Source organism: Bradyrhizobium sp. USDA3516, assembly GCF_057651995.1.
Window position 1 is genome coordinate 169,080 of record NZ_JBYGYN010000001.1, and the last position, 12,866, is coordinate 181,945.

At 66.2% G+C, this 12,866-nt stretch carries 15 protein-coding genes; 12 read left to right on the top strand and 3 right to left on the bottom strand.

Annotation, left to right across the window (positions count from 1 at the left end):
- The first annotated feature begins 97 nt into the window (after positions 1 to 97).
- On the top strand, positions 98 to 865 hold the full coding sequence (locus AC24YW_RS00935) for a DsbA family protein (RefSeq protein WP_487480939.1): 768 nt from the start codon (positions 98 to 100) through the stop codon (positions 863 to 865).
- Between the two features lie 103 nt (positions 866 to 968).
- On the opposite strand, the gene AC24YW_RS00940 is transcribed toward AC24YW_RS00935, so the two are convergent.
- The gene (locus AC24YW_RS00940; RefSeq protein WP_487481863.1) at positions 969 to 1,199 is read right to left on the bottom strand and encodes a hypothetical protein; all 231 of its coding nucleotides are present in this window, start codon (positions 1,197 to 1,199) and stop codon (positions 969 to 971) included.
- Here AC24YW_RS00940 and AC24YW_RS00945 point away from each other — a divergent pair.
- From AC24YW_RS00945 to aat, 8 genes are all read left to right on the top strand, one after another.
- A complete protein-coding gene (locus AC24YW_RS00945) occupies positions 1,089 to 1,919 on the top strand; it encodes a DUF1236 domain-containing protein (RefSeq protein WP_487481828.1) in 831 nt (276 codons plus the stop codon). The genes AC24YW_RS00940 and AC24YW_RS00945 overlap by 111 nt on opposite strands.
- A 231-nt stretch (positions 1,920 to 2,150) precedes the next feature.
- Positions 2,151 to 2,618: a type II 3-dehydroquinate dehydratase gene (gene aroQ / locus AC24YW_RS00950; RefSeq protein ID WP_487480940.1), complete on the top strand. Its 468-nt coding sequence runs from the start codon at positions 2,151 to 2,153 to the stop codon at positions 2,616 to 2,618.
- A gap of 35 nt (positions 2,619 to 2,653) precedes the next feature.
- Complete coding sequence (gene accB, locus AC24YW_RS00955) at positions 2,654 to 3,148, top strand: acetyl-CoA carboxylase biotin carboxyl carrier protein (RefSeq protein ID WP_487480941.1); 495 nt, start codon at positions 2,654 to 2,656, stop codon at positions 3,146 to 3,148.
- Positions 3,149 to 3,231: 83 nt separating this feature from the next.
- Positions 3,232 to 4,590: an acetyl-CoA carboxylase biotin carboxylase subunit gene (accC, locus tag AC24YW_RS00960; RefSeq protein WP_487481829.1), complete on the top strand. Its 1,359-nt coding sequence runs from the start codon at positions 3,232 to 3,234 to the stop codon at positions 4,588 to 4,590.
- Between the two features lie 105 nt (positions 4,591 to 4,695).
- Positions 4,696 to 6,222, top strand: a complete 1,527-nt coding sequence (locus tag AC24YW_RS00965) for a sensor histidine kinase (RefSeq protein ID WP_487480942.1) — start codon at positions 4,696 to 4,698, stop codon at positions 6,220 to 6,222.
- Positions 6,219 to 6,659: a response regulator gene (locus AC24YW_RS00970; RefSeq protein ID WP_487480943.1), complete on the top strand. Its 441-nt coding sequence runs from the start codon at positions 6,219 to 6,221 to the stop codon at positions 6,657 to 6,659. Before AC24YW_RS00965 ends, AC24YW_RS00970 begins: the two co-directional genes overlap by 4 nt.
- Positions 6,656 to 7,771, top strand: a complete 1,116-nt coding sequence (locus AC24YW_RS00975) for a sensor histidine kinase (protein WP_487480944.1) — start codon at positions 6,656 to 6,658, stop codon at positions 7,769 to 7,771. Before AC24YW_RS00970 ends, AC24YW_RS00975 begins: the two co-directional genes overlap by 4 nt.
- A 55-nt stretch (positions 7,772 to 7,826) precedes the next feature.
- A complete protein-coding gene (gene aat / locus AC24YW_RS00980) occupies positions 7,827 to 8,507 on the top strand; it encodes a leucyl/phenylalanyl-tRNA--protein transferase (protein ID WP_487480945.1) in 681 nt (226 codons plus the stop codon).
- 12 nt (positions 8,508 to 8,519) lie between these two features.
- On the opposite strand, the gene AC24YW_RS00985 is transcribed toward aat, so the two are convergent.
- Positions 8,520 to 9,539 carry a DUF2155 domain-containing protein gene (locus AC24YW_RS00985; protein ID WP_487480946.1) on the bottom strand — a complete coding sequence of 340 codons (1,020 nt, stop codon included), beginning with the start codon at positions 9,537 to 9,539 and terminating at the stop codon, positions 8,520 to 8,522.
- Between the two features lie 184 nt (positions 9,540 to 9,723).
- Between AC24YW_RS00985 and AC24YW_RS00990 the strand changes: the two genes are divergently transcribed.
- Positions 9,724 to 10,782 carry a Na+-dependent transporter gene (locus AC24YW_RS00990; protein ID WP_487480947.1) on the top strand — a complete coding sequence of 353 codons (1,059 nt, stop codon included), beginning with the start codon at positions 9,724 to 9,726 and terminating at the stop codon, positions 10,780 to 10,782.
- A 26-nt stretch (positions 10,783 to 10,808) separates the two neighbouring features.
- A complete protein-coding gene (locus AC24YW_RS00995) occupies positions 10,809 to 11,063 on the top strand; it encodes a PepSY domain-containing protein (RefSeq protein ID WP_487480948.1) in 255 nt (84 codons plus the stop codon).
- 56 nt (positions 11,064 to 11,119) lie between these two features.
- Here the strand turns inward: AC24YW_RS00995 and AC24YW_RS01000 are convergent, their stop codons facing one another.
- Positions 11,120 to 12,058, bottom strand: a complete 939-nt coding sequence (locus AC24YW_RS01000; protein WP_487480949.1) for a GlxA family transcriptional regulator — start codon at positions 12,056 to 12,058, stop codon at positions 11,120 to 11,122.
- A gap of 104 nt (positions 12,059 to 12,162) precedes the next feature.
- On the opposite strand from AC24YW_RS01000, the gene AC24YW_RS01005 reads away from it, so the two are divergent.
- Positions 12,163 to 12,849, top strand: a complete 687-nt coding sequence (locus tag AC24YW_RS01005; RefSeq protein WP_487480950.1) for a DJ-1/PfpI family protein — start codon at positions 12,163 to 12,165, stop codon at positions 12,847 to 12,849.
- Positions 12,850 to 12,866 lie beyond the last annotated feature (17 nt).

The following is a 12,866-nucleotide window of genomic DNA, read 5'->3' on the forward strand; positions in this document are numbered from 1 at the left end:
CGCAACTCGAACGACGCCCGACCACGACGTCACGACACAGGGCCTCACTCCGCCGGGACGTTTCTCGAAACCTGCTTTGGATAAAGAGGATTTGACTATGCCTTCGCTGCGCCTGCTCGCCCCTGCCCTGTTCGCGCTCGCCATGTTCGGCGCAGCCGTGCCCGCCTCGGCCGACAGTTTCTCCGACAGCCAGCGCACCGAGATCGAGAAGATCATCAAGAACTATCTCGTCAGCCATCCCGAGGTGCTCGAGGAGGCCATGGCCGAGCTCAGCAAGCGCCAGGCCGCGGCTGAAACGCAGAAGCACGAAGCCAGCATCGCGCAGAACGCCGAGGCGATCTTCAACTCACCGCGCCAGGTGGTGCTCGGCAACCGGGACGGCGACGTCACCTTCGTCGAGTTCTTCGACTACAATTGCGGCTATTGCAAACGCGCGATGGACGACATGATGACCATCATGAAGGGCGATCCGAAGCTGAAGGTGGTGCTGAAGGAGTTTCCGGTGCTGAGCCAGGGCTCGGTCGAAGCGGCGCAGGTCGGGGTCGCGGTGCGCATGCAGGATCCCTCCGGCAAGAAATATCTCGACTTCCACCAGAAGCTGCTCGGCGGCCGCGGCGCCGCCGACAAGGCCCGCGCGATGCAGGCCGCCAAGGAGGCCGGCCTGGACACGGCTCGCATCGAAAAGGACATTTCCAGCCCCGAGGTCCGCGCCACCCTCGAGGAGAATTTCAAGCTCGCCGAAGCGATGGGCATGAACGGGACGCCGAGCTACGTCATCGGCAAGCAGATCGTGATCGGCGCCGTCGGCGTCGAAAGCCTCAAGGAGAAGATCGGCATTGCCCGTTGCGGCAAGGCGACTTGCTGATCACACGTTTTACGATAGCGAGAACAGAAAAGCCCGGCAGACATGCCGGCTTTTTTCTTGCGCGGAACGTTGGCGCCTTCGTGCAAAGTCATTCATCTGGCGTTCAACAAACAAATGCCGCGGAACAGTCGAAGTTCCGGAACAACTCAAATCTCCTTTCGTTGTCGGCGCGGGCAATGACGCGAATGAACACCTGAGGAGAATTTCGATGTTGAACCGCTTTATGATTTCGGTTGCCGCAGTCGCGCTCGTCGCAGGCACGGGCCTCGCGAACGCGCAAGGCAATATGGGCCGCGACAGCGGCGGCGGCGCCGGTGGCACGCAGATGCAGCATTCACAGCCTTCCGGAGGCGCTGCTGAGCGCGGCGGGTCAATGGGTCGCGAGAGCCATGACAAGGGGACCGTTGGCCAGGCCGGCTCGATGAGGTCTGAAGACAAGTCGGGCGCGATGAAGGACGAGCGCCCTTCGGGCGGCGCGATGAACAAGAACGCGGCCGAGGACAAGTCTGGCACCACCAAGGGCCAGCGCACCGACGAACGCGCGCAGGGTCAGATGGACAAGTCCCAGCAGGACAAGTCCAAGAGCATGAGCCAGGACACCGGCAAGTCTGGAGCTAAGGACCAGAAGGACATGAAGGCTGAGGGCAGCAAGAGCGGCACCTCGACCAACAATGCCGAGACCCAGAAGGGCACCGGCACCAGCACCAACCAGAATGCCCAGGGCCAGACCGGCACGAGCACGAACCAGAACGCGCAGGGCCAGAGCTCGACCACGGTCGGCCAGGCTGGCGCCGCGGCCAAGCTTTCGACCGAGCAGCGCACGCAGATCACGTCCGTGATCCGCGAGCAGCGTGTCGCCCCCGTGACGAACGTGAACTTCTCGATCTCGGTCGGCACCCGCATCCCGCGCGAGGGCATTACCCTGCACGCCCTGCCGTCGCGGGTCGTGACCATCTATCCGGAGTGGCGGGCCTACAAGTACGTGCTGGTCCGGGAAGAGATCGTGATCATCAATCCGGACACCTATGAGATCGTGGCCGTCCTGAACGTCTAAGGCCGGACACCGGCAAGCTCTAGGGGCGGGCAGCGATGCCCGCCCCCTTTGCATGCGCCCTGCAGCCATGCTTCCGACCGGTTAACAAGCAATTTCCGTGGTTTCCGCACAGGTTTTTGCGCACTGGATGAGGTGCTTGAACCTGCCCTCGAGGCCGTTCAAGGCTTCCCCTCACGCGCTTTGTTACCTATAACCCCCGCCACGCCGAAACACCTCTTTTCCGGGATTGGAATGGCCGAACCTGCAACCGACACGATCCTCGTCCTGAACGGGCCGAACCTCAACATGCTGGGGACCCGCGAGCCCGACAAGTATGGCCATGCGACGCTGGCCGACGTCGAGGCGCTGTGCCGGGACACGGCCGCCACGTTCGGCCTGAAGGCGGACTGTCGGCAGTCCAACCGCGAAGGCGAGCTGATCGACTTCATCCACGAGGCGCATCGGCGCAAGATGAAGGGCATCATCATCAATGCCGGCGGCTATTCCCACACCTCGATCGCACTGCACGATGCGCTGCTCGCAGCGCAAATTCCGACCGTCGAGGTGCATGTGACCAACATCCACGCCCGCGAGAGCTTTCGCCACCATTCCTACACCGCGCGCGCGGCTTTCGCCTCGCTCTGCGGTTTCGGGATCGAGGGCTACCGCCTCGCCATCCAGGGCCTTGCCGCCAAGCTCGGCATCAAGCCAAGCGCCTGACGCTCCCTTCCAACAGAACATTCGGATCAAACAACATGGCGCGCCAGCCAGACGACAAAGCAGCCGCAAAGTTTTCCAGCGAGGATTCCGCGCTCGTCCGCGAGCTGGCACTTCTGCTCGATGAGACCAGCCTCACCGAGATCGAGATCGAGCGGGCGGGCCTGCGCCTGCGCGTCGCCCGCAACATTAGCGTTGCCGCGACCATGCCGATGCCGATGGCGGCCGCTCCGGCCGCGCTTCCGGCAGCCGCAAGCGCCACCGCGGCCGCCCCTGCCGCGGCCGATCTGTCGAAGCATCCCGGCGCCGTGACCTCGCCGATGGTCGGCACCGCCTATTGGGCGCCGGAGCCCGGCGCAAAGCCGTTCATCGACGTCGGAACCAAGGTCTCGGTCGGCCAGACCCTGCTGATCATCGAAGCCATGAAGACGATGAACCAGATCCCCTCGCCGCGCGCCGGCACGGTGACGCAGATCCTGGTCGAGGACGGCCAGCCGGTCGAGTACGGCGAGCCGCTGGTGATCATTGAGTGACGCGAATGGGGAATAGCGAATAGCGAATGGCGTCAGCCTTTCCCTACTCGCCATTCGCCACTCGCCATTCGCGACAGGACAACATGTTCGACAAGATCCTCATAGCCAATCGCGGCGAGATCGCCCTTCGCATCCTCAGGGCCTGCAAGGAGCTCGGCATCGCGACCGTCGCCGTGCACTCCACTGCCGATGCCGATGCCATGCATGTGCGGCTGTCGGACGAGAGCGTCTGCATCGGGCCGCCGGCGTCCAAGGACAGCTATCTCAACGTGCCCGCCCTGCTCGCGGCCTGCGAGATCACGGGCGCCGATGCCGTGCATCCCGGTTACGGCTTCCTGTCCGAGAACGCGCGCTTTGCGGAAATCCTCGCCGAGCACAATCTGCACTTCATCGGCCCGAAGGCCGAGCACATCCGCCTGATGGGCGACAAGATCGAGGCCAAGAAGACCGCCAAGCGCCTCGGCATCCCGGTGGTGCCCGGCTCCGACGGCGCCGTCGGGCCCGACGACGATGCGATGGCGATCGCGAGGACAATCGGCTTCCCCGTGCTGGTGAAGGCGGCGGCGGGCGGCGGCGGCCGCGGCATGAAGGTCGCGCACAGCGAAGCCGACCTCCAGGTCGCCTTATCGACGGCGGCCAACGAGGCCAAATCCGCCTTTGGCGATGCCTCCGTCTACCTGGAAAAATACCTGCAGAAGCCGCGCCACATCGAGATCCAGATCCTCGGCGACGGCCGCGGCGGCGCGATCCATCTCGGCGAGCGCGATTGCTCGCTGCAGCGCCGCCACCAGAAGGTCTGGGAGGAAGGCCCCTCGCCCGTGCTCGCGGCCGCCGCGCGCGCGAAGATCGGCGAGACCTGCGCCAAAGCGATGCGCGAGATGAAATATCTCGGCGTCGGCACCATCGAGTTCCTGTTCGAGGACGGCGAGTTCTACTTCATCGAGATGAACACCCGCATCCAGGTGGAGCACCCGGTCACCGAGAGCATCACCGACATCGACCTCGTGCTGGAGCAGATCCGCATCGCCGCCGGCGGCCACCTGCCCGCGAAGCAGGATGAGGTTCAGATCATCGGCCACGCAATCGAGTGCCGCATCAACGCCGAGAATCCGCAAACCTTCCGGCCTTCGCCGGGCCGCATCACGCAGTATCACCCGCCCGGCGGCCTGGGCGTCCGAATCGATTCCGCCGTCTATCAGGGTTACACCATTCCGCCCTATTACGACTCGCTGGTCGGCAAGCTGATCGTCCACGGCAAGACCCGCGCCGAATGCCTGATGCGGCTGCGCCGGGCGCTGGACGAGATGGTGGTCGACGGCATCGAGACGACGCTGCCGCTATTCCGCGACCTCGTGCGCCAGGACGACATCATCAACGGCGACTACCACATCCACTGGCTGGAACAGTACCTGGCCGGCAAGGTGGAACCAGCGCCGCGATAATCACATCCTCTATGGAACCCGTTACCTCCAGTCGCGTTCTGGACGGTTGGGGCCAGTTCCAAGGGGGCGTTTTGAACTCCATTGCCTGCAGACAGGTGAACCGTCGTGACCGCTGAAGGCCAGCGACGGCGCGCGTTCTGGCAGATCCTGCTGTTCGCAGCGGGTCTTTTTGTGCTGACCGGCATCAGCGCCGGTTCCGTGTATCTCGTCAACAAGGCGCGGGAGGACAACAAATGGGTGATTCACACCATCGAGGCTGAAAACCAGATCAACGCCCTCCTGCTGGAAATCCGGCGCGCGGAAAGCACCGCCCGCGGCTACCTGCTGACCCGACGATCGGATTTCAAGGCAGACCATGACAAGGCGGTCGCTGCGGTCGTGCCTGCGCTCGACAGGCTCACACGCCTGATCGGCGACAATCCGCAACAGCGCAAGAGCATCGAAACGCTGAGTTCGGCGATCGAGACGCGGCTCGGCCAATTCGCGCAGGAGATGGATTTCATCCGCCAGGATCAGCCGGAGAAGGCCGCAGCGCTGGTGAGCGAGCTGGCGTCCGCCGATACCACGGCCGCGATCGCCAAAGTCGCGACGGGAATGCTTCAGGAAGAGGAACGGCTGTTCCGCCTTCGTACCGTCAACTCCGACCGCAGCCAGACCCTGGCCGCTTCGATGACTGGTATCGGCTCCGGCCTCGTCGTGGTGCTGGCGCTGATCTCGATCTGGCTGGTGCGGCGGTCGGCCCGCGCGCGCGACGAGGCCGAGAGCCGCCTGCGCGAAGCCTACGCCAACCTCGAGGCCGTCGTCGACGAGCGCACGGCGGACCTGCGCGAAGCCAACGACGAGATCCAGCGCTTTGCCTACATCGTCAGCCACGATCTGCGCTCGCCACTCGTCAACATCATGGGCTTCACCAGCGAGCTCGAAGAGCTCGGCGGCGACATCTTCCGCCGCGTCGGCAGCCTCGCGCAGGTCCACGTGGAGGGAGCGCCGCTCGCGCCCACCGCGCCGGGCGAGATCGCGCTCGAGGGCGCCGACAAGCAGCTCTCGGAGGATTTCTCCGAAGCGCTCGGCTTCATCAAATCGTCGATCGCCAAGATGGACCGGCTGATCTCGGCCATCCTCAACCTCACCCGCGAGGGTCGGCGCGAATTCCAGCCGGTGAAGGTCGACACGCGCGAGTTGATCGAGGCCATCGTGACGACCCTGGCGCACCAGGCGGCCGAGGCGCAGGCCGAGATTGCCGTCGAGCCCCTGCCGAACCTCGTGAGCGACCGTCTTGCCCTCGAGCAGATCTTCTCCAACCTGATCGACAACGCCATCAAATATCTCAAGCCCGGCGTGCCCGGCGAGATCAGAATTCGCGGGCGGACCAAGCTCGGCTACGCTATCTTCGAGGTCAGCGACAACGGCCGCGGCATCGATCCCAAGGACCACCAGCGGATATTCGACCTGTTCCGCCGCGCGGGAACCCAAGACAAGCCCGGCCAGGGCATTGGTCTTGCGCATGTGCGTGCACTTGTGCGTCGCCTCGGCGGCACCATGTCGGTATCATCGGAACTCAACACCGGCAGTACCTTCACCATCACGCTGCCGATCGCCTGGAACGTGAGCAACCGGAACCGAGATCGATGACTCAGCCTGTCACCATCATCATGATCGAGGACGATGAGGGCCATGCCCGTCTGATCGAGCGCAATATCCGCCGCTCGGGCGTCAACAACGAGATCGTCTCCTTCACCAACGGCACTGACGCCATGCTGCACCTGTTCGGCGCCGACGGCTCCGGGCTCGTGCAGAAGGGCAACGCGCTCCTGATCCTGCTCGACCTCAACCTCCCCGACATGACCGGGATCGACATCCTGAAGCAGATCAAGGAGAACAAATACCTGAAGGCCTCGCCCGTGGTGGTTCTGACCACCACCGACGATTCCCAGGAGATCAAGCGCTGCTACGAGCTCGGCTGCAACGTCTACATCACCAAGCCCGTCAACTACGAGAATTTCGCCAACGCCATCCGGCAGCTCGGTCTGTTCTTCTCGGTCATCCAGGTTCCGCCCGCCGCCACATGAACCAGCGCACGCCAACACTGCTCTACATTGACGACGACGGGGCGCTGGCCCGCCTGGTCGATCGCGGCCTGACGCGGCGCGGCTTCCGGGTCGTGCATGCCGCGAGCGGCGAGGAAGGCCTCGAGCGCATCCGCCGCGCCGCCGCCCGGAACGGCGCCGAAGGCGGCATCGACGTCGTCGCCCTCGACCAGTACATGCCGGGCCTCGACGGGCTCGAGACGCTCGAGCAGATCATGGCGATCCCGGACGCGCCGCCCGTCGTGTTCGTCACGGCGTCGCAGGATTCCAGCATTGCGGTGACGGCGCTCAAGGCGGGAGCGGCCGACTATCTGGTCAAGGACGTCCAGGGCGACTTCATCCCGCTCCTCCACGTCGCCGCCGAAGGCGCGCTACGCCAGGCCGAGCTGCAGCGCGCACGCGAGGAAGCCGAGGCCGAGATCCATGCCTCGCGCGACCGCTACGCGGCGCTCGCCGCCGAACGCGAGCTGCTGCTGCGCGAGGTCAACCACCGCGTCGGCAACTCGCTCCAGATCATCGCCTCGCTGCTGCACCTGCAGGCAAGCTCCGCCGCGCAGGACGAGGTCAAGGCGGCGCTGACCAATGCGATGGGCCGCGTCGCCGCCGTGGCGCAGGTGCACCGCCGCCTCTACACCTCGCAGGATCTCAAGAGCGTGGTCCTCAATCAGTATCTGGACTCTCTGCTCGAGGATCTCCGCCGGTCGGCCGAGGGCAACCGCATGTCGCGGCTGACGCTAAAGGCCGAGCCGATCGAGATCGATCCGGACCGTGCGGTCGCCGTCGGCATCATCGTCAACGAGCTGGTGATGAACGCGGTGAAATACGCCTATCCCGACGGCGCCGGCCCGATCCATGTCGAGCTGATCTCGCAAGGCGACGTCCTCCTGCTCTCGATCACCGACGACGGCGTCGGCGACAACGCCAAGGCCGATCCGCGCTCCACCGGCATGGGCCAGCGCATCGTCGCGGCCATGGCCACCAAGCTCGACGCCACGGTCGAGCGCGACCCCGCGCATTCCGGAACCCGTGTCGTGCTGAAGTTCGGTCGCATGCCCGCAAGCGTCGGCAAGACCAGCACCGCCGCCGCGAGCTGAGCGGTCCGGCCGCACCCATCGCAACCGCGTTGCGATCCTGCTATGATGGCAAGCCATGACTTCGCGCGACTCCGCCCCGTCTGAAATCACGCCGGCCGTGCTGCTGCGCGCTTATGCCTGCGGCATCTTTCCGATGGCGGAAAGCGCCGACGATCCGACCCTGTTCTGGGTCGAGCCGGAGCTGCGCGGCGTCATCCCGCTCGACGGCTTCCGCGTCGCCTCGCGCCTCGCGCGCACGGTGCGCTCGGATCAGTTTCGCGTCACCGTCAACAGCGCGTTCAAGGCGACCATCGCCGGCTGCGCGGCGCCGCAGGTGGGCCGCGAGGATACCTGGATCAACAAGCGCATCCGCGACCTCTATGGCGGGCTGTTCGAGCTCGGCCATTGCCACAGCGTCGAAGCCTGGCAGGGCGACGATCTCGTCGGCGGTCTCTACGGCGTCAGCCTGGGGCGGGCCTTCTTCGGCGAGAGCATGTTCCACACCGTGCGCGATGCCTCGAAGGTCGCGCTGGTGCATCTGGTCGCTCGGCTCATTCACGGCGGCTTCGAGCTGCTCGACACCCAATATGTCACCGAGCACCTGAAGAGCTTCGGCGCCGTCGAAATCTCGCGCCGACGCTACACCGCCCTGCTCGACAAGGCGCTGGCCGGCGCGCCCGGCGATTTCCTGAAGCTCTCCGCCGGCGAAGCGATCCCGGGCGCACGCGCCCTCGAGATCATCGCCTCGCGGCAATAACGGACAGCTCGGTTAACGGCCAAATCCGGGGATGCCGAACAGGCCTGGGCGCTGCTCCGGTGGTGGCGGCGGTGGCGGCGCCGGTTGCTGCTGCTGGATCGGCGGCAGCGGCTGCGGCGGGCGCTGCTGCACCTGCTTGGGCGCGGCCTTCTTCTGCGCGGGCGGCGGTGGCGGCGGCTTGGCCGCGGCCGGATCCGGTGCCGCGGTGGCGACGGTCTGCTGCGGCTCTTTGCAGTCGGTCAGCCAGATGTCGTAGATCGGATGCTCAACGCCGTGCAGGCCGGGGCTCGCCGCATACATCCAGCCCGAGAAGATCCGCTTCACCTCGCCCTGCAAGGTGATCTCGTCGACCTCGACGAAGGCGTCGGTGTTGGCCGCTTCAGTCGCCGGACGCGTATAGCAGGCGTTGGTCTTGACGCGGAGCGCACCGAACTGGACGGTCTCGCCGATCTCCTCGTCGAAATTGATGATGCGCCCGGTGATCTTGTCGAGGCCGGAGAAGGTCGCCTTCTTGTTCACGATCTTCTGGGCCGGCGGCTCGGTCACGACCTCGTCGCCCGGCTGGAGGCTGGCCGGCGCCTGGGGCACGCCGCCCTTCTGCTGCGGCTGGCGCTGACCGGGCGCAGCAGGAGCGCCCGGCGGAGCGATCGCGGCGGAAGGCGGCTGGTTCGGCGGCGCGAGGGTCGAGCCCGGCGGCGGCGCCAAAGGCTGGGTCTCGACCGGCCCCGGCATCACGTTGCCCTGCCGGCCCGGAGGCGGCGGCATCGGGCGCGACGGCAGCACCCGGCCCTGCGGCGGCAGCTCCGGCACCTCTTCGTCGTCCTCGGGCATCTGCTGCGGCTGGGGCTGGCCGCGCGGAATGCTGCCGGGCGGCCGCAGCGGCGGCGGATCGGAGAAGATCGTGCCGATCTGCGCATTTGCCGGCGTCGCAGCCGTCAGTGCGGTGGCGGCCAAAAGCGCCGCAAGACCGGTCAGGGAAAAGGTTTTGAACATCTCGCGCGGCTTCAACAGCGAATCGGGCTCGTTGGACATTCTACAGGGGATACCGCCGCTCGCAGGCCCTCCGGTTAACACGCCGAATACGGCGGGGGAAGGGCGGCATCCCCGCCCGTCCCGGCCCGGTCTGGCCAGGCCGGGATCCAGATGGGATAGTCGTGGGGGCCCCTCCCCGGGGCCGAAGGCGGGTATGCCCCCGAACCGACAATCCCGACAGAAGATGCCCTTCCTCCTCGAAGCCGTCCTCGCCCCTCCCCTGCGTGCCCTCGCCTGGCTCGGCGGCCAGGGCACGCGCGCGGTGGCGGCGATCGCCTTCATCGCGGTCGCGGTGCCGCCGCTCGGCGCGCTGCTGCGCCCCTATGTCACCGAGGCGATCTTCCTTCTGCTCTGCATCTCCTTCATGCGCGTCGATCTCGTCGCGCTGTACGGGCATCTGCGCCGGCCGGCGCTGGTCGCGGCCGCCACGGCCTGGACCACGATCGGTGTGCCGCTAATCGTCGTCCTGCTCGCCCAAGGCAGCGGGCTCGACAGAAGCGCGCCCGGTCTCTTCCTCGCATTGATGCTCCAGGGCATGGCTTCGCCGATGATGGCAGCGCCGGCGCTCGCCGCGCTGATCGGCCTCGACGCCACGCTGCCGCTGGTCACGCTGGTCACCGCGACCGCGCTGGTGCCCTTCACCGCCTCGCTGTTCGCGAGCCTGTTTCTCGGCGGCATGCTCAGCATCTCGCCGCTCGCGCTCGGCCTGAAGCTATCAGGCATCCTCGCCGCATCGCTGCTAGCCGCGACCGTCATCCGCCGCCTGTTCGGCACCGAGGCGATCCAGCGCCACAAGCGGCCGATCGACGGCCTCAACATCCTCATCCTGCTGGTGTTCGCATCCGCCGTCATGGGCGAGGTGGCGCACGATTTCGTCGCCGATCCCCTGTTTGCGATCACCGTCGCACTGCTCGCCTTCGCTGTCTATTTCACCCTGCTCGCGGTCACGGCATTGATCTTTCGCCGCGCCGGCACCGAGCGCGCCTTTGCCATCGGCCTGATGGTATCACAGCGCAACCTCGGCCTCATGCTGGCGGCCACCGCCGGCGCCTTGCCGCCCAGCACTTGGCTCTATTTCGCGCTGACGCAGTTTCCAATTCACCTTGCGCCGTACATGCTGATGCCGATCGCGCGACGGGTGATAGTGCGCGCAAATGCGGACGACGGGGCAACCACGACTGACGTTCGCTCGTTCGCGTCGCACCGACGCACGGGAGGAACATCAGTTCAGGACCCCGGTTGAAGCTTCCAACCGCATGGAGGTTCGCGATGAAGTTCGCCATGATTCTGGTTCTCGGCTCGCTTGCCCTGGGCTCGGCAGCGAAGGCCGATCAACCCGGGCCTGACTGGATGCCGATGGAACAAGTGAAAGCCAAGGTCATGGAGTCCGGCTATTCGCAGGTCACCAAGCTTGAAGCCGACGATGGCCAGTGGGAGGGCGAAGGCGTCAAGAACGGCCAGAAGATGGAATTCCACGCCGATCCCAGAACCGGCACCATCGTGAGCGAAAAGCCGGATAAGTGAGCATCGCCACACTCCGCTTGAGCAGGGCGCACTTGCGCCAGCTCGTGCCGGCGCCCCTACCCCGCCCGCGCCGCGCGCCGCAGCGCCTGTGGCGGCTGGCCATACGCGCGGATGAAGGCGCGCCGCATGCGCTCGGGGTCGCGGAAGCCGGTCAGCTCCGCCACGCGCTCGATCGCCTCGCGCGAGGACTGCACGCGTTCGCGCGCGACTTCGAGCCTGAGCCGCTCGATCGCCTTGGACGGCGTCGTGCCGGTCTCGGCGGCAAAGGCGCGGGCAAAATGCCGTGCGCTCATGCCGGCGCGATCGGCGAGATCCTCCACCGTCAGCGGCGCATCGAGATTTTCGCGCCCCCAGGATAGCAGTGCACCGAAGCGCCCGTTCGGCGCCTTCAGCTCCAGCAGCGACGAGAATTGCGACTGGCCGCCGCTGCGGCGATGGTACAGCACGAGCTGGCGCGCGGTCGCTTGCGCGATCTCCTCGCCATGGTCCTCGGTGACCATCGCCAGCGCGAGGTCGATCCCCGCAGTGATACCTGCGGATGTCCACACATTACCGTCGCGGGTAAAAATCTGGTCCGGCTCGAACTTCACCTTGGGATAGCGTGCGACGAACTCGCGCGTCCGCGCCCAATGCGTGGTGGCGCGGCGGCCGTCGAGCAGCCCCGCCTCGGCGAGCACGAAGGCGCCCGAGCAAACGCTCGCAACCCGCACGCCGCGCCTTGCCAGCCGCTGCACGAAGACGCGCGTGATCTCGCAGCGCGCGGCCTCTGCGACGCCCATACCGCCGGCCACGACGAGCGTCGTGATCGCGTTCGCGGTCTTGAAGTCACGCGCCATCATCTCGACGCCCGAGGAGCTGCGCACCGGCCCCGGCTTGGCAGCGAGAACGCGGATGGCTGGCGCCAGGCCGGTGCAGCGCGCTGCGACCTCGAACGCCGAGATCGGGCCTGCCGCATCGAGCAGCTGGAAGTCCGGAAAGATCAGAATGCCGATCATGGGCCACCCCGTAACGCATGTCCGAAAGCGAGGGAATTATGCCATTTATGACATGACGGCACCATGCCATTCTGCCGACGTCAAGCGCATTGTCGGAGGCTCCCATGTCGTCACCGCTCCAGATCGGAATCCTGGTATTTCCGCGCGTCACCCAGCTCGACTTCACCGGCCCCTTGCAGGTGTTCGCCATGGTTCCGGACGCAAAGCTGCACCTGATCTGGAAGCGGATCGAGCCGGTGCCGAGCGATTCCGTGCTGACGCTGACGCCGACCGCGACCTTTGCGGATTGCCCCCAGCTCGATGTCATTTGCGTGCCCGGCGGCCAGGGCACCAACGACCTGCTCAACGACGAGGACGTGCTCGAATTCCTGCGCAAGCAGGCGGCAGGCGCCAAGTACGTCACCTCGGTGTGCACGGGATCGCTGGCCCTCGGCGCGGCCGGTCTCCTGAAGGGCTACCGCGCCGCCACCCATTGGAGCGCAATGGAGATGCTCGCACAGTTCGGCGCGATGCCGACCAAGACCCGCGTCTGCGTCGATCGCAACCGCATCACCGGCGGCGGCGTCACCGCCGGCATCGATTTCGCGCTGACGCTGGTCTCGATCATGGTCGATCGCACCACGGCCGAAGCGATCCAGCTCCAGATGGAATACAATCCAGCCCCGCCGTTCAATGCAGGATCGCCCGACACCGCGCCCGCCGAGGTGCTGGCGCTGCTGCGGGAGCGCGGCGCGCAGAACCAGGCGCGGCGGCTCGAAGCGGTGAAGCGCGCAGCTGAGCGGGTGGCGTAACGGATCGGGCTCGCTCG